14 protein-coding genes are annotated in these 15,361 nt (G+C 61.6%); 4 read left to right on the plus strand and 10 right to left on the minus strand.

The annotated features are described in order from the left end of the window. Positions 1–63: 63 nt before the first annotated feature. Both MFF34_RS13555 and MFF34_RS13560 read right to left on the minus strand, forming a co-directional pair. The gene (locus MFF34_RS13555; RefSeq protein ID WP_238214592.1) at positions 64–1,719 is read right to left on the minus strand and encodes an alpha-keto acid decarboxylase family protein; all 1,656 of its coding nucleotides are present in this window, start codon (positions 1,717–1,719) and stop codon (positions 64–66) included. Positions 1,720–1,734: 15 nt separating this feature from the next. Next, positions 1,735–2,067 carry a hypothetical protein gene (locus MFF34_RS13560; protein WP_238214594.1) on the minus strand — a complete coding sequence of 111 codons (333 nt, stop codon included), beginning with the start codon at positions 2,065–2,067 and terminating at the stop codon, positions 1,735–1,737. A gap of 139 nt (positions 2,068–2,206) precedes the next feature. Between MFF34_RS13560 and MFF34_RS13565 the strand changes: the two genes are divergently transcribed. Then, the gene (locus MFF34_RS13565) at positions 2,207–3,127 is read left to right on the plus strand and encodes a LysR substrate-binding domain-containing protein (RefSeq protein ID WP_238214596.1); all 921 of its coding nucleotides are present in this window, start codon (positions 2,207–2,209) and stop codon (positions 3,125–3,127) included. A gap of 44 nt (positions 3,128–3,171) precedes the next feature. Here MFF34_RS13565 and MFF34_RS13570 read toward each other — a convergent pair whose 3' ends face one another. The 4 genes from MFF34_RS13570 to MFF34_RS13585 all read right to left on the minus strand — a co-directional run bounded on the left by MFF34_RS13570 (position 3,172) and on the right by MFF34_RS13585 (position 8,373). Beyond that, positions 3,172–4,512 (minus strand): MFS transporter, encoded by a 1,341-nt coding sequence (locus MFF34_RS13570; RefSeq protein ID WP_238214598.1) that lies wholly within the window; start codon positions 4,510–4,512, stop codon positions 3,172–3,174. A 56-nt stretch (positions 4,513–4,568) separates the two neighbouring features. Continuing rightward, positions 4,569–5,882 (minus strand): FAD-binding oxidoreductase, encoded by a 1,314-nt coding sequence (locus MFF34_RS13575; RefSeq protein WP_238214600.1) that lies wholly within the window; start codon positions 5,880–5,882, stop codon positions 4,569–4,571. Between the two features lie 308 nt (positions 5,883–6,190). Next, positions 6,191–7,150 (minus strand): PDR/VanB family oxidoreductase, encoded by a 960-nt coding sequence (locus tag MFF34_RS13580; RefSeq protein ID WP_238214602.1) that lies wholly within the window; start codon positions 7,148–7,150, stop codon positions 6,191–6,193. Further along, positions 7,147–8,373 (minus strand): aromatic ring-hydroxylating dioxygenase subunit alpha, encoded by a 1,227-nt coding sequence (locus MFF34_RS13585; RefSeq protein ID WP_238214604.1) that lies wholly within the window; start codon positions 8,371–8,373, stop codon positions 7,147–7,149. Before MFF34_RS13585 ends, MFF34_RS13580 begins: the two co-directional genes overlap by 4 nt. Positions 8,374–8,554: 181 nt before the next feature. Between MFF34_RS13585 and MFF34_RS13590 the strand changes: the two genes are divergently transcribed. After that, on the plus strand, positions 8,555–9,094 hold the full coding sequence (locus tag MFF34_RS13590; protein ID WP_238214606.1) for a MarR family winged helix-turn-helix transcriptional regulator: 540 nt from the start codon (positions 8,555–8,557) through the stop codon (positions 9,092–9,094). On the opposite strand, the gene MFF34_RS13595 is transcribed toward MFF34_RS13590, so the two are convergent. Beyond that, positions 9,085–10,260 (minus strand): hypothetical protein, encoded by a 1,176-nt coding sequence (locus MFF34_RS13595; protein ID WP_374707399.1) that lies wholly within the window; start codon positions 10,258–10,260, stop codon positions 9,085–9,087. The two genes, MFF34_RS13590 and MFF34_RS13595, sit on opposite strands and share 10 nt — an antisense overlap. A gap of 481 nt (positions 10,261–10,741) precedes the next feature. Between MFF34_RS13595 and MFF34_RS13600 the strand changes: the two genes are divergently transcribed. Continuing rightward, positions 10,742–11,107 (plus strand): hypothetical protein, encoded by a 366-nt coding sequence (locus MFF34_RS13600; protein WP_027596684.1) that lies wholly within the window; start codon positions 10,742–10,744, stop codon positions 11,105–11,107. Positions 11,108–11,127: 20 nt separating this feature from the next. On the opposite strand, the gene MFF34_RS13605 is transcribed toward MFF34_RS13600, so the two are convergent. Continuing rightward, positions 11,128–12,216, minus strand: coding sequence for a polyamine ABC transporter substrate-binding protein (locus MFF34_RS13605; protein ID WP_238214608.1), 1,089 nt, complete (start codon positions 12,214–12,216; stop codon positions 11,128–11,130). Positions 12,217–12,259: 43 nt separating this feature from the next. Then, complete coding sequence (locus MFF34_RS13610) at positions 12,260–13,558, minus strand: FAD-binding oxidoreductase (RefSeq protein ID WP_238214685.1); 1,299 nt, start codon at positions 13,556–13,558, stop codon at positions 12,260–12,262. A 133-nt stretch (positions 13,559–13,691) separates the two neighbouring features. Between MFF34_RS13610 and MFF34_RS13615 the strand changes: the two genes are divergently transcribed. Then, positions 13,692–14,609, plus strand: a complete 918-nt coding sequence (locus tag MFF34_RS13615; RefSeq protein ID WP_238214611.1) for a LysR substrate-binding domain-containing protein — start codon at positions 13,692–13,694, stop codon at positions 14,607–14,609. Between the two features lie 188 nt (positions 14,610–14,797). On the opposite strand, the gene MFF34_RS13620 is transcribed toward MFF34_RS13615, so the two are convergent. After that, positions 14,798–15,151 (minus strand): hypothetical protein, encoded by a 354-nt coding sequence (locus MFF34_RS13620; protein WP_238214612.1) that lies wholly within the window; start codon positions 15,149–15,151, stop codon positions 14,798–14,800. Positions 15,152–15,361: the final 210 nt, after the last annotated feature.

The raw sequence follows: 15,361 nt of genomic DNA on the forward strand, positions 1-15,361 counted from the left end.
GGGCCGGGCATCATACGTGTTCAGACGGTCGCCGTGGCTGGCCCCCTCGCCACTCGAAGGGTGTTATTGGCTCTGCTTTTGGGTGATCGCATCGGTGATGGTGGTCATCAGCACCGGTGCATCCAGTTTCGGCAGCCTCGCCTCGATGAATCGCAGCCCCGCCCGCTCATCCCGCTCAGCGAGCACGTCGACCAGTTGCTGGTTGGTGGTCACGGTGTGTGTGTCATACGCCTTGCCTTTACCCATCAAGCCCGGCAATTGTGTCCAGTCCCACGCTGGCACGTCGTGGTAGGCGCGCTCGGGATTGCAGATCAGCCGTTCGATCGTGTACCCCTCGTTGTTCAGCAGAAGAATGGTCAGGGTCAGGTCGTCGCGCAGCATGCTGCCGATTTCCTGGGCGGTCAGCAGCGCGGAGCCATCCCCGACAATCAGCAACACGCGGCTGCCCGGTGCAGCTTTCTTCACGCCATAGGCAGCCGGGATCGAAAATCCGATGGAGCCCCACAACGGCTGGGCGACAAAACCTGCCCCTTGCGGCAATGTGATGGAGGCCGCGCCAAAGAAGGTGGTGCCCAGGTCGGCGACGATGATGTCGTTGTCCGTCAGCGACTGCCCGACAATCGTCCACAGGTCGGCCTGATTGAGTGCGGCATCGGGGGCGAAGCTGGCAGCGGGGGCTCGCGTGCTCGGTTGGGCCGGCAGGGGGCGATGGTCCTTGAGCACGTCATCCAGGCATTGAATTGCTTCGTGCATACACAGCGGGTAATCCAGGCCGTGCAGACGTGTGGAAAATGGCTGGATATCCAGCACCTTCGCGTGGTCCAGCCCGTCGGTAAAACCACCGGTCACGGCATCGGTAAAGGTAACACCCACGGCAATCACCAAGTCGCAGCCTTCGATCGCCTGTTTCACGTAAGGCTCGCTGGCCCCGCCGACATACAGCCCGATATGGCTATCGGCGCGCTCGTCCAGGGTCCCTTTGCCCATCAGCAAAGAGGCGGAAATCAGCGCGTGTGCCTGCACCAGCGAGCGCACGCTGTGCTTTGCGCCGAAGCGTTCGGCCAGATGGCCGGCGAGCAGCGAAACCCGCTTGGGTTGGGCAAGGCAGGCGGCGAGGGCGTGCCTGAAGTCTGCCAGTACAGCAGGGGGGGCGGGCTGCACGGGGCGTGTGGGCCATGGCTCCACTACCGCCACCAGATGGTTGACCACATCCATCGGTATTACCAAGTAGCCTGGTTTTTTTTGCTCGAGCACCAGGTTCAGCACCCGGTCGATCTCGCCCACGGCGTTTTCTGGCGTCAGCATCGAACAGCCTGCCGACACTTCAGCGTGAATGCGCAGGAAACGCTGGAAATCGCCGTCGCCAAAGGTGTGGTGCATTGGCGATTTCGTCGCCTGTGCAGACAGCGGCGGTGCCCCGACGATATGCAGTACCGGCACGTGCTCTGCCGCACTGCCGGCAATGCCGTTCAGCGCACTCAGTTCACCCACGCCGAAGGTGGTGATCAGCGCAGCAAGGCCTTTGGTCCGCGCATAGCCATCCGCCGCGTAGGCGGCGTTCAGTTCGTTGGCGTTGCTGGTCCATTCGATCTGGCCTTGCTGCAACAGGGCTTCGAGCAGCCACAGGTTGTAATCGCCGGGCACCCCGAACAGGTGGTCGACGCCGGCGTGTTTCAAGCGCTGGTAAAGATAATCGGCAACGCGAATTGAAGTGGTCATGCCCACCTCCTTGAGTTAAAGCGCAGTGGGCGGGGTAATGGCGAAGAAGAAGTGGGCATCCTGCGAGACATAGCGCACGGTCGACCCCTGAGGGATATGAATGACATCGCCGGCAGTGGCCTGGTGAACGACACCGTCGATTTCGGCGCCAAACACGCCAGCGATGACATAAATGACTTCTTCGTAATTCAGGGTTTTGAAGACGGTTTCATTGCCGTCGGAAGTGCCAAAACCGGCCAGTAACTTTGAATGTGTTACATTCACGGCCCAGCCGATTTTTGAAATACCGTTAATAATGGAAGTTGGGCGGTTTTTATAAGTTATGTCGGCGGCATTGATAATATTCATTGCAGTGTTTGTCCTTGTGCTTATACCGCTTCAAAGCTAATCTGGAACCGCCGCTGGTTAAACGGATAAATAAACATGCCGTGCATTCGCTTTTGCATGCAGGGCGAAAGCACACGCACATTGCAGTGAGGTAAAACCGGTGAATGGTTCGAGAAAGCGACTGCCCCCACTGAACACCATCGCTGCCTTCGAAGCGTCTGCCCGGTTGATGAGTTTTACCGGTGCGGCCGAAGAGCTAAGCCTTAGCCAGGGTGCTGTAAGCCGGCAGATTCAACGCCTGGAAGAGCGCATCGGCACCACCCTGTTCGAGCGCCGGCACAAAAAGATCGAGCTGACCCGCGCCGGCGATATCTTCTACCGGGCGATTTGCGAAAGCCTGGTGTCGATCCGCCATGCGGTGCAGGCTATCGAGCGGCTCAACAGCAACCAGGTGACCCTTTCCGCCAGCCTGGCCATGTCCAGTTTCTGGGTGATGCCGGCCATTCTGGCGTTCCGGCAGCGGGCGCCGCAGATCAACATTTCCATCCTCGCCAATGACCACGTCCTGGACCCTGCCCGCGAGGCGGTTGACCTGGCGATACTCTACGGCGACGGCGTGTGGCCGAACCTGAATGCACACAAGCTGTTCGACGAAATCATCTTCCCGGTGTGCAGCCCGGCGTATGCCGCCGAACAGCGTATCGAGTCGATCGAAGACCTCGCGCGCTGCACCTTGATCGAAGTGGTCACGGTGGATTCGGTATGCGGCAGTTGGGAGGAATGGCTCAACCGCGCAGGCTTGGCCGGTACGTTCAGCCAGGCCCCGACGTTGCGGGTTTCCAACCACGACCTTGCCTACCGCGCCGCCGAGGCGGGGCAGGGCATCACCCTGGCCTGGAACTACGGGCCGCAGGAACTGCTCAGGAGCCAGCGACTGATCAGGCCGGTGGAGGCGCACGTGACCACGGGTATGGCGGAATACCTGGTCAGCGCCCGCTACACGGATGAACGGCCAACGGTCGACCGTGTGCGCGAATTGCTGGTGGAGTTTTCGAAGGGGGAAGGGGCGCCAGTGTTCTGAAGTGCTGGCGTCAGGTGGCCGTCCCTGGCCGCGGTGACAGGGGATTACTCGGCGATGGCGCCAGCGGCGATCATGTCCTGGCGCAGGTAGCGGGTGCAGCGCAGGTAGTGGTAGCCCGCCCAGAAGCCAGTGAAGGCCATGACGAACAGCACGTATTTGAGCGAGTTTTGCGGGTCGGGTATGTGCTCGGCGACCGTGTCGCTGAGAAAGCCAATCAGCAGCGGTGCGAGCACCAGGTTGGTGATGTTCGCGGCAAACAGCATCAGCGCCACGATCTTGCCGCGCATCGAGCTTTTCACCAGGTTCTGCAGCAGCGCCGAGGTCGGGCCCAGGTAGATGTAGATGGCCGGGATGAATACCCACAACAGCAGCTCGACCCGCGGCAGGTCGTCGAGCGAGAAGATCAGCAGGGTGGCGCAGCTGCCGACGAGGGTGACCCAGCCCACGAAGCGTGCCTGAAACTCGGCGCTCAGCTTGCTGTTGCTCATGATCAGTGCCGTGACCAGCATGGCTACCAGCCCACCCACACCGTGGATCGAGCCAAGCATGGCACCGGCATCGCTGACCGTCAGGCCATGGGAGCGCACCAGGAAGGACGGCGTCCACCAGATCAGCCCCCAACCCCAGTAGGTCAGCACGGTGGTGCCAATCAGCACGTGGATCAATGCGCGTTGCCCGAGGGTGAACTGCAGGGTGCTCTTGATCGTGGACTGCTCCTGCGAGCGGGTGATGTCATGCAACCCCCTGGCGGGCTCGCGGACCAACAGCCAGAGCAGGGTGGCCACCGGCAGGCCGGCCAGCCCGAAAATCACCAAGGTGCCGCGCCAGCCGTGCTCGTTCACCAGCCAGGCTGCGCCGGAGCCGCCGAGCCATGCGCCCAGGCAGGCGCCAATGCCCCAGATGGTGAAGGCTGTGGCGCGCAAATGAGGCGGAAAGCGGTCGGCGATCATGCTGTGGGACGATGGCGTGGAACCGGCTTCGCCAACCCCCACGCCGATCCGCGCCAGGGCGAATTGCCAATAGGTCTGGCTCAGGCCGCAGAGCACGGTCATGCCGGACCACAGGCCGATGCAGGCGGCCGTGAGGCGTTTGCGGTTGACCTTGTCAGCCAACACGCCCATGGGGATGCCTGCGGTGACATAGAAAACCGCCAAGGTGACCCCGGTCAGAAAACCCACCGAGGTGTCCGAGAGGTTCAGGTCGTGCTTGAGGGGTTCGATCAGGGTAGACAGCACATAGCGGTCGGCGATGTTCACGGCATAGACCATCACCAGCATGAACAGCATGAACCAGGCGCCAAAACCGATGCGCGAGGGGGACGTGGCACGCGGGCTGGTATTGACGGCGCTAGCCGTCAATACCGCTTCATCATTGGGTGTGTACATGGGGATTTCTTACCTTTAATTGTTTTATTGTCACGGCAGAAATAAAAAGGCGACGCTCAGGCTTCTACATGGCCGGTCAGTTTCTCCTTCAGCAGATAGGCATTTACCCCGAGGTCTATTATCGGCCGGCCGGGGAGTGCGCAGGGTTGCCCCAGCGACATCATGTCGGAAACCATCTGGCTGTCCTGACCAGCGGCGAGATCGGCAACCGCCATGCCTGCAGCAGTCTGCCGGGCAATGCCCACGCCGCCGCAACCGACCGCGCAGTAGACGTTGTCGGCCAGTCGGCCAAAGCCGGGGGCACCGTTGCCGGTCATGGTCAACCAGCCCATCCAGAAGTGCTCGATATCCAGCGGCTCGATGAAGGGCGGAAAGCGCCGATCGAGGATGTCCCGGTGCAGGCCATTGAAGTGTTCCCTGCGCGTGTTCGAGCACCTGAACGAAGGCGAGTAGGCGAAACCGCTGCGAATCAGCAGGCGCTGGTCCTGGGTTCTTCTCAAGGTCGGCCCGACAGTGCCCAGGGCCGGCGTAATGCCCCAACTGCGTTCTCCTTGCAGGAGTTGCTGTTGTTCTGGGGTCATGGGTTTGGTCAGGCTGGCAAACAGAACGAACGGCAACAGGCGGTTCCTGAGATAGCCGAACTGTTCGGCAAAACCGTTCACTGCCAGTACCAGGTGCTTGGCGCTGACCATTGCGTGTGCTGTTTCGGCGCGGATGCCGTTGTCGGTCTGCAAGCGCAACACCGGGCTGCGTTCAAACAGCCTGACGTTGCCCGGCAGGCTGTCGGCCAGCCCACGCACCAACGCGGCGGGGTTCAGCAGCGCGGTGCCAGGGGTGTGCACGCCTGAATGGTAATGGCCAAGCCCGGTATTGGCGGCGATCTGTTCGCGGTCAAGCCAGGTGTAGGGCTCGCCCATCTGTTCCAGCAACTGGATATCGGCGTGCAGCAGCTTCCTGCTGATCTTGTCGGAGACCGCGCAATGGTATTTACCCTGGCGCAGCCAGTCGCACTGGATGGCATGGCGGCTGATGGTGTTTTCCAGGGCGTCGATACCGGCCCGGCTGAGCCGCGCATAGCGTTGGCCGGCGACGACATCCGGGTGGCCGACCTGGTGAGGCAGGTCGATGGCAAAGCCTGAGTTACGCCCCGAGGCGTTATCGCCGACAACACCGGCTTCGAGGATCGCAATGCTCTGGCCGGGGTGAAGTTCGGCGAGGCGTCTGGCCGCCGCCAGCCCGGCGAAGCCTGCGCCGAGAATCAGCCAATCGACATGCTGGTTGTGGCTGAGTGGAGAAGTTGGCGTTCTAAAGGGGGCAAGGGCCGACCAGCCGTTTGACTGGTCGTCGCAGGGGAGCAGTTTTATGTTCATTGTTATTCAATCATCGAGGGCAGGGCGTTAGGGGGATTTTCCTGATCAACTTTTACCCATGCAAACCACCATTGCTCATGCGGTGCATGCATTTTTGCATGCTGTGTTTCAAGGTTGATCAATGCGAAATGCATGCAATAAGTTGCTGTTTACGTGTTGGGGATTAAGGCGTGCAAGAGACGTTTTATAGGGTTGCCAGCGTGTAAGTCGTTAAACTTTATTCACCGACTTTAAGGTCGAGCGCCGCGCGGGTGGCGCTCGATTTACGCATCACCTAAAAACCTGGAAACAGGCACTGTTACCCTGCCTCAGATATCCAGTACCAAGGTGTCCGACAACGCGCGCGAACAACACGTCAGGATTTGCTCGTTCGCCTGTTTCTCTTCGTCAGTGAGGTACACATCCCGGTGATCCGGCCGGCCTTCCAGCACCGTGCACAGGCAGGTCCCGCACATCCCTTGCTCGCAGGCCACCTGGATGTTCACGCCAGCTGCCGCCAGTGCCCGGGCGATGCTATGGCCCTCGCTGACACGCACGGTCTTGCCGCTGCGGCGAGCCACCACGTCGAAGGCAGCGCCGTGGGTTTCAACGGCCGCCTGAAAATATTCGCTGTGGATATGGTCGGGTGCGAAACCGGCGGCCTGTGCGTGGCCGATCACCCAGTCCATGAACCCGCTTGGCCCGCAGACGTACACATGCACGCCCGCTGGCGCCTGGCCCAGTACTGATGCCAGGTCCAGCTTGCCACTGGCCGTTTCATCATCGAAGTGGGTGTGCACGCAGGCCGCGAAGCCGGCGTGCTCCAGCTCTTGGACAAAAGCCGAGCGCTTGCGCGAGCGTGCGCAGTAATGCAGTTCGAACGGCTGCGCTTGCGCGTGCAACTGATGGGCCATGGCAATCATCGGCGTAATGCCGATACCGCCGCCGAACAGCAGCGAACCGCTAGCGGCCTCCGCCAGCGGGAACAGGTTGCGGGGCTGGCCGATCGTTACTTCCCGCCCTTCTTGCAGCAACGCGTGCACCGCTGCCGAGCCGCCGCGCGAGCGCGGGTCGCGCAACACACCAACGCGGTACCGGGTAAGGTCCGCCGGGTCGCTACAAAGGGAGTACTGGCGGACCAGCCCGGCCCCCAGGTGAACGTCCACATGGGCGCCGGCGCTGAATGCCGGCAGGGCCCGGCCTTGCGGTTCCACAAGGTCGAGCACCACCACATCCTCGCCCTGCAGGTCGCGCTTGTGCACCTTGAGCGTCAGCAGCGGCCCGCTCATTCGGGCATTCCCGCGCGCTTCATGGCGTCCAGGTACCAGGTGATGAAGGCCATGACCCCGTACTCCGCCGACGGCGAATAGTGGCCCTTGCGATAGGCGGGCGAGTTGATGCCCAGTTGGTTGTTTTCGGCCAGGGTCTTGTCCTGGTCGTTGGTCGCCCGCCAAACCTTGAGCAGGTTGTCGAGCTGGTAATCGACGCCCTCGACGGCGTCCTTGTGCACCAGCCATTGGGTGGTGACGGCGGTTTTCTGCGGGCCTAGCGGCAATACCCGGAACGAGATGGCATGGTCGCCCAAGGCATGGTTCCAGGTGTTGGGGAAGTGCAGAACGCGCACGGAGCCAACGTCGAAGTCCGGCAACCGGCCCATCACCCGCTGCGAAGCGGGCTGGCCGTCCATGGTGAAGGACAGGCCGCGGTACATCGGCACCCGCACCACCTGCCAGCCTTGAGGGTTCGCCTGCAGCCGATGCGGCAGGCCTTGTTCATCCCAGCGCAGTTGGTCGGCGGCCGCCTTGGGCACGTACTCGGGCGGGCACCGCGGGTCGTTCACGTCCTCGACTTCGGCGATGGTGTTGAGCAGTTCCGGGTGGCCGCTGCGGCAGTGGTAGCACTCGCGGTTGTTTTCGATGACCAGCTTCCAGTTCGCCTCTTCGATAATGGTCATTTCGTGGGCGACCTTGGCGTCAGCCAGGTCGTGCGGGGCCAGGTACGGGGTGACGACGTTGGCGAAGGTGTCGAACGCATTCGGCGTGTCGGCCAGGCAGATGAACAGGTAACCGGCCAGCTCGCGTACGTGTACCTGCTGCAGCGCGTTGGCGGCCTTGTCGAAGTTTTCCGGCATTTCCCGGGCGAAGATCAATGAGCCCGTGTCATCGTAGGTCCACTGGTGATAGGGGCAAATCAGGTTTCGGGTCTTGCCTTTGTCGCCCACGCAGAGGCGTGAGCCGCGGTGCCGGCAGGTGTTGTGGAAGGCGCGAATGGCACCATCGCGGCCACGCATCACGACCACCGAGGCCGTGCCTATGTCGACCTTGAACCAACTGCCAGCGGTGTTGATGGTGCAGCTCATGCCGGCGAACAGCCATTCGCGGTGCCAGATCGCATCCATCTCGAACTGGAACAGCGCGTCATCGGTATAAAACGCTTGGTCCAGGGTTTCCCCCGGTACCTGACGGTCCAGCAGTGCAGCCAGTTGTGCACTACCCATATTCTTGTTTTTCATGGTTGAAGTCTCACGGCCAGGCGAACGAACAGTGCGTGTTCTTTTGCATAAAGGGCCATCGGACTATATGAGAGGTGTCGGTATTTGATTCAGTCAAATCTCGCGCCCCGCCGTCCGTTGCGGGCGATACTTGCTAACATGCAAGGCCACCTGGTGGCGCAGCAGTAGAGAGGGTGATGCCGTGAGCAGCGAGACAACAACAACGCCAGACGCCGCCGAACGCCTGCAGGGCATTAAGCATCCAGGCACATTGGAAGACATGATCGATTACCGGCTTTACCTGGTGTATCGGGATTGCGGGTATGTCACGGAAAAGGTCTGCAAGCAGGAGTACGGCATCAGCCGGCGCCGGCTGCGGATTATCTTCAGCCTGGTTCACGGCGAAGGGATCACCGTCAGTGAACTTGCCCAGCGGGCGGAGCTGGACATGGCGCAGACTTCACGCACCCTCGGCACCATGATGCGCGAAGGGTATTTGAGGCGGTTGTCGAACCCGGAGAATGCCCGCTTTGCCCAAGTGGTGCTGACGGACAAAGGGCGGCAGGTCTACAACGACATTCTGGGGCGTTATCGCAGCATCAATCAGTCACTGTTGGCACCTTTGAGTGACCCAGAATTGCTGATGCTCGACTACCTGCTGGATAAGCTGCGGGCAAGTGCCTCGGACCTTGAGTCAAGAACCCTCAAGGCCCCCGAGGCACTTGGGCAGGATCAGAAGTAATAACCGATATTGATGTTCAGCTGGTTTTCCCACTGGTCACTGCCGCCCGCTGCCAAGCTCTGGGTGTAACTGCTGCCGCCGACATACGGGTCGTTCTTGCCATGCATCCATTCGGTGGCGATCAGGACATGGTTGCCGACGAAGAACGAGGTGCCGAGGATGATGCGTTGGGAGTCTTTGAAGTCGCTGGCGCTTTTATCGTATTCGCTGTAGTCGGCATACAGCTTGATGCCATTGACCTGATCGAACAGGTAGCGTCCGGGGATGGCGTAGCTGACATCGGCCACGTACAGGTTGCCGCGGCTGGCCACGTTGAAGGTGCTGTCGTAGCCGCCGAAGGTTACCGTCGCGTCGCTGTCTGGGTTACGCGGGCTCATCACTTGCCGTGCGGCAAGCAGCTGCACGCCCCAGGCGCCGTGGGTGCCGCTGTAGTGCACGGCGAACGCGTTGCGCCGGCCGTCATCGTGGGTATCGTTGTTGTTCAGGTCGGCGGTGTAGCCGGAAACGCCCACTTCCGAGTCCCAGCCGGCAATGTTCAACGTGTGCGCCAGGCGTGCAACTACGGTGTTTCGCTCGCGGTTGTCGCTGCCGTTTTCCACGTACGGGTCGTGGCTTGAAACCACGTTGGAGTAGGTGACGCCCCCTTCGCTGGTGCCCTTGCCTTGCCAGGCGGGGCGCGCGTAGTAGCCGGCTTGGAAGTTCCAACCGCCGGCCTGTTGCACGTATTTGGCACCGACCATCGAGAGGTCCTCGAGGCCTAGGACGTAGCCCAGGGTTTCGGCGAACGTGCTGCCGAAGTAGCTGAGGTTGCCGAACGGCACCTGGTTGAGGCCCAGCTGGACCTGCCGCTGTTCGTCCAGCTTGTAGCCCACCCAGGCATATTCGGCAAACGCAATGTCGCCGACGGCGTCGGTGTACTGGTAAGGGTAGGCTTTGCCGTAGAAACGGTATTTTGCAGCGCCGATCCAGGTGTCCGAAGTGTATTTGGCGGTGATGAAAAAGGTGTCGAAGTTGAACTTGTTGATGTCGCGGTCCGGGTCGTAATCGAACCGGGTCCGTACAGCCCCGCCCAGGTCCAGGTTGTCGGTCACCTGGATGGCAAACACTGCCGGTGATGTGACAGCCCATGCCGCCGTGGCCATCGCTGTCAACGCGAGTCTGTTCATGAATTGCTCCCATAATTATTTGAGTTAGGCAGGCAGCTAAAACACGTTTGCAACTGACGCCAGACACAACCGGGCCCGCCGCGACCAAGGTTGGGCGCGGGGTATGTGCGTAGTTTTGGTTTGCAAGCGGTAGGCGAGAATCTATGCGGGGCGGCGATATTTGACTAAATCAAATCTGCAGGCAGGGGCGCGAAGGCGTTGTGCATGAACAACCGCGCCTTACGCCTAGGCTCTGTACGAAGAGTTTTGTGGGAGCGGGCTTGCCCCGCGATGGAGTGTGAAGCGCTCCTGTACCCGATATCGACTAGCGTCAAAGTCGTCGCGAATTCAGGCTTTGCTGCCGCGTTGCGGCAGATCGCGGGGCAAGCCCGCTCCCACAATGATGGATGACCATATTTTTCGTACAAAACCTAATAAGGCGCGTTCTGGTTTAAGGTGCGCGTAGGCCAAAATGGACTCTCACTGGAAGGACACGACACTGATGGACACTGCTTTTTCACCCGTCGCCGAGCGCCTGCACAATCGCCGATTCGCGGTAGCGAACAATGCACAAGGGCTCTCCGGTGCTGGCACGGTCTTTCATTACGTTGTCGATGGAAGCGCCATCACCAGCCACTATCAGGGCGGTAGGATCCGGATTGGCAATCAGGTAGGCCGTGTTACAGGCCCCGACACGATCGAGCTACTTTTTCAGTGTTTGACCACCGAAGGTGAAATGCTGGCCGGCTGGTCGCGCGGTACGGTGGGGCTCGATCAAGCCGGTCGCACCACGCTGCACTTCGTTTGGGGCTGGTTGTCGGGGGCGACGGGGGGTGGCGAATCCCGCTACGTCGAGCTCGTCGAGTAGCAGCAGCCCCCCCGCAGCGTTCACTTGCCGCTGATCACCCGGGTCCACAGCCGGGTGCTCAAACGCATGCCTGCCGGTGACAGGGTCTGGATCGGGAACAGCGTATCCAGCACGGCCTGGGGTGGGTACACCGCCGGGTTGTCACGCAGCGCCGCGTCTACATAGGGTAATGACGCCGCATTGCCATTCGGGTACTTCACCGCGTTGCTGATATGCGCCATGACCTGGGGGTCGAGCAGGTAGTTCAGGTAGGCATAGGCCGCGTCCAGGTGCGGCGCAGCTTTGGGAATCACCACCATGTCCACCGCCACCGTCGAGCCTTCACGGGGAATGCTGTAGCCCAGGTGCACGCCGTTGTTCGCCTGTTGCGCGCTGTTCATCGCTTGCAGCACATCGCCGCTGAAACCGATCGCAACGCAGATGTTGCCGTTGGCCAGGTCGCTGACGTACTTGGATTGGTGGAAGTAGCTGATGGAAGGGCGGATAGCCATCAGCGCCGCCTCGGCTTTTTTCAGGTCTTCAGGGCGCTGGCTGTGGGGGTCGAGCCCCAGCACCTTGAGGGTGATCGGCAACACCTGCGTCGGGTTGTCGAGAAACGCCACGCCACAGGCGCTCAGCTTGCGGATGTTGTCCGGGTTGAACAGCATCTGCCAGGACTGAGTGACATCGGCAGTGCCGAAGATGGCCTTGATCTTGTCGACGTTGTAGCCGATACCCGTGGTCACCCACATGTAGGGGATGGCATGGCGGTTGCCGGGGTCGCTGGTTTCCAGCAACTGCATCAGCTTGGGGTCAAGGTTGTGCCAGTTGGGCAGCTTGCTGCGATCGAGTTCTTGGATGGCACCGGCCTTGATCAGCCTGGGCAGAAAATGGTTGGACGGGCTCACCAGGTCATAGCCGCTGCCGCCGGTCATCAGCTTGGCCTCGGTCGTCTCGTTGCTGTCGATAAGGTCGTAGGTGGGCTGGATGCCTGTGCGGCGGGCGAACGCTGCCAAGGTGTCATCGGCAATGTAGCCGCTCCAGTTGGCGATGTTCACCGATTCGGCGGCCTGGGCCGTCAGGCTGAACAGCGCCGCGGACAGCACGGCCATGCAGGTACGTTTCATCATCTTGCCCTCTGTTGTTGTAAGTGTGCGCAAGTGCTCATGGCAGTCAACGTTCTAGCCGCGCGCGGCGTACTTCCCAGGCCATGCGCAGGGACGCGCCGATATCGAAGAACGGGCGTGGCGGCAGGTAACCGGGTTGGGCCTGGCCAAGCACGTCGCTGAGCAGCGTTGACGACGATGCGCTGGCCATGTCGACCAGCAGCCTGCCCCATAAGGTGCCGCGGGCGACCCCCGAGCCGTTGCAGCCGGCCACGGCATGCAGCCCTTCGTCGATCCGCGCGAAGCACGGCTCGCCAGAACGGGTGCCGCTCAGGTGGCCGGTCCAGGTGTATTCGAGGTCCTTGGCGGACAGCCCGGGGAAGCGCTTTTCCAGGCCTTGCAGATGCTGCTGTCGGCGGGCCTGCAACTGCGCGCCATTGAGGTCGCGCTGGCGGTATTCCACCGTGTTGCGAATCAGCAGCCGTCGGCCTGGCAGCAGGCGCAGGGTAGCGCCGCCCGGCAAGGTCGACAGTACGCCCCAGGTGTGGTCGCCGAACTGGCTTTGCCAACGCGCCTCGGTCAGTGGGCGGGTGATGCTGGCGCTCAGTTCCAGCGGGAAGGTGCCGCTGTGGTGCACGCCCACTCTGGGCAAGAATGCGCCGACGCAGGCCAGCACCTGGGGCGCATTGATCACGCCGGCTTCGGTTTTGGCTTGCCAGCCACGCCCGGCACGGCGCAGGCTCAGTACCGCACTGTGCTCGTAAACCTCCACCGCCTTGGGCAGGCTGTCTGCAAGGCCCCGGACATACTTCGCCGGTTGCAGCAAGGCGTTGCCCCCGGCGCAATGAATGGCGCGGGTATAGAAGCCGCTGCCAAGGCGCTGCTGCAGCGCTTGGCCTTCCAGGTAGCGTGCTTGGGCGCCTACCGCCTCGAGTGTGTGCATCACGGCCTCGGCCTGCTGCAGGTGCGCGGGCTGATGCACGGCGAAGTGATAGCCACCGTCGTCGTACTCGCAGGCGATGCCCAGCTCACCAATGCGCTGGCGCACTTCCTGAGCAGCGGCCACGCCAATGCGCGACGCCACTTCAAAACCTGCAAACCCAGAGTTGCCGAGCAGTTCGTTGGGTGAGGGCAGTTCATGGCTGACGGCAAAGCCCGAGTTGCGTGCCGAAGCCCCCTGGGCTACTCGCTGCCGGTCAAGCAGGACGATGCGTTGCCCTGGGAAGCGTGCCGCCAGTGTGTGGGCAGCCGCGAGGCCGGTGATGCCACCGCCGATGATCAGCCAGTCGCAGGTGTGCTGGCCTTCGAGGCGCGGGTGCGGGGCAGACTCGCCCGCCAGCGCGATCCATCCACAGCGGTTGTCGATTGCCATCAGCTTCTCCATAATCAATGCGCACGGGTTATCGGTGTTCGTTGTCAGTGCGCGTTCAAGGCTTAATCTACGAGGGCTGTGGCCGTGTTTCTAACGCTAATATTTCATTCAGCTATTCTTGAAACGCATGGATAAAATCTTTCGTGTGCCCTCGCTTCATGCCCTTCAGGCGCTCACTCACGTGGCGGACAGCAGCAGCTTTACCGAGGCTGCCCGGCAGTTGCACCTGACCCAGAGTGCGATCAGCCGCCAGATTCAGCAGTTGGAGGAGCATTACGGGGTGGCGCTGTTCGACCGCACCAGCCGCAAGGTGGCGCTGACGGAGCACGGCCGTGATGTCTATGCGGTGGCGTGTGAAACGCTGAACGATCTGCGCGCCCTGGCGCAGCGGCTTTCGCCAGCGCCCGTGGACCGGCCGTTTCGCATCCGCATCTTCGTGTCACTGGCGGTGCGCTGGTTGCTGCCGAGGTTGAGCAGCTTTTATGCGCTGAACCCGGCGTTGTGCCTGTCCATCGAAACGGTTAGCGGGGAGGTGGTGGAAACCAGCGGCGATTGCGATGCCTATGTACTGTATTTGCGAGATGGCCTTGATGATCGGCCGCTGACGGTGTTGTTCGATGAGTACCTGGTCCCGGTCTGCGCGCCGCGCCTTGGCGACGGACAGTTACCGCCACGCTCGCTGGAAACGCTGGGTGATCATGCCTTGATCCATGGCTCGACCGCGCGCCACGAGTGGAACCTGTGGTTGCAAGCGCATCAGGATCGCCCCGGGCGCAGTTACAAACACCTGATGTTCAACCTTGACGACCTGGCGCTGGATGCCGCTGCCCGCGGTTTGGGCGTGGCCATGACGGACCAGTTGCTGGCGCACGACGCCCTGGCCCGGGGGGATTTGATCGTGCCGTTTGGCGAGCCGCTGAAGACTGGCGGCGTGTATGCACTGTGGTTGCGCGATAGCGGGGTAGCGCACCCGGCCTGCACGGCGGTGTTGCACTGGTTTGAGGCGCAGTTGGAGCGTACTGGCGTTGGCATAGCGGTCAGGTAAGAGCCGCTTTCTTGCTCGCCCTGTTTAAAGCTCGCCCAGACCCTGTGGGAGCGGGCTCGCCCCGCGAAGCAACCGCCGCGGTGGGTGGCACGGGCTTCGCCCGTGTTCGCGGGACAAGCCCGCTCCCACAGGGGGCACGCCGTCTTTACAAACCCGAGCTAAACAGTTGCTCCCATCGGGCTGCGCCCTCAAACCTCGCAGACAAAGGTCCCCGTCCCCTCAAGAATGTTCTGTAGCGTCTCCTTCACCTCGTCCAGGTCGCTCAGTTCGCTGGTCAGGATGATCTCCAGCGCTTCATCCCCCTTCAGCGCATCGCGGTCCCCGGCCGCCACTTCGATCAGCAGGCGCTGCGCGCCCAGGGTCACTTTCAGCCCGTCCAGCGTCGACGGCTCGTCATCCAGGGTCAGGTCAACCGTGTCTTCATCCGGGTAACGGGTAAGCAGGAACATCTGACCCGTGTCGCTGTGGCAGCAGAGGGTTGCCATGTTGTCTTCCTCGTCATCGCAAGGGGTGGCGAAGAGCAGGGCGGTCTTGATTTGCATGGACAGGCTCGGGTCAAAGGAAACGGAAGGGAATTCTGACAGTCTTGCACGTATCCATAAACGTAAAGTTACCCCCCCTTGACCGAAATTGTCGCAGCGCTGCAAGCGTTGGTGACTACTCAGTCGTTAAGCTTCGGCGAGCCCTGGGCGTGCTGTGCACGTCCAACGCCTGGTTATAACCGTCCGCCATGCCACGGGTTGGCTATCGTT

This window comes from Pseudomonas sp. PAGU 2196, assembly GCF_022179005.1.
Classification (GTDB): Bacteria; Pseudomonadota; Gammaproteobacteria; order Pseudomonadales; family Pseudomonadaceae; genus Aquipseudomonas; species Aquipseudomonas kermanshahensis.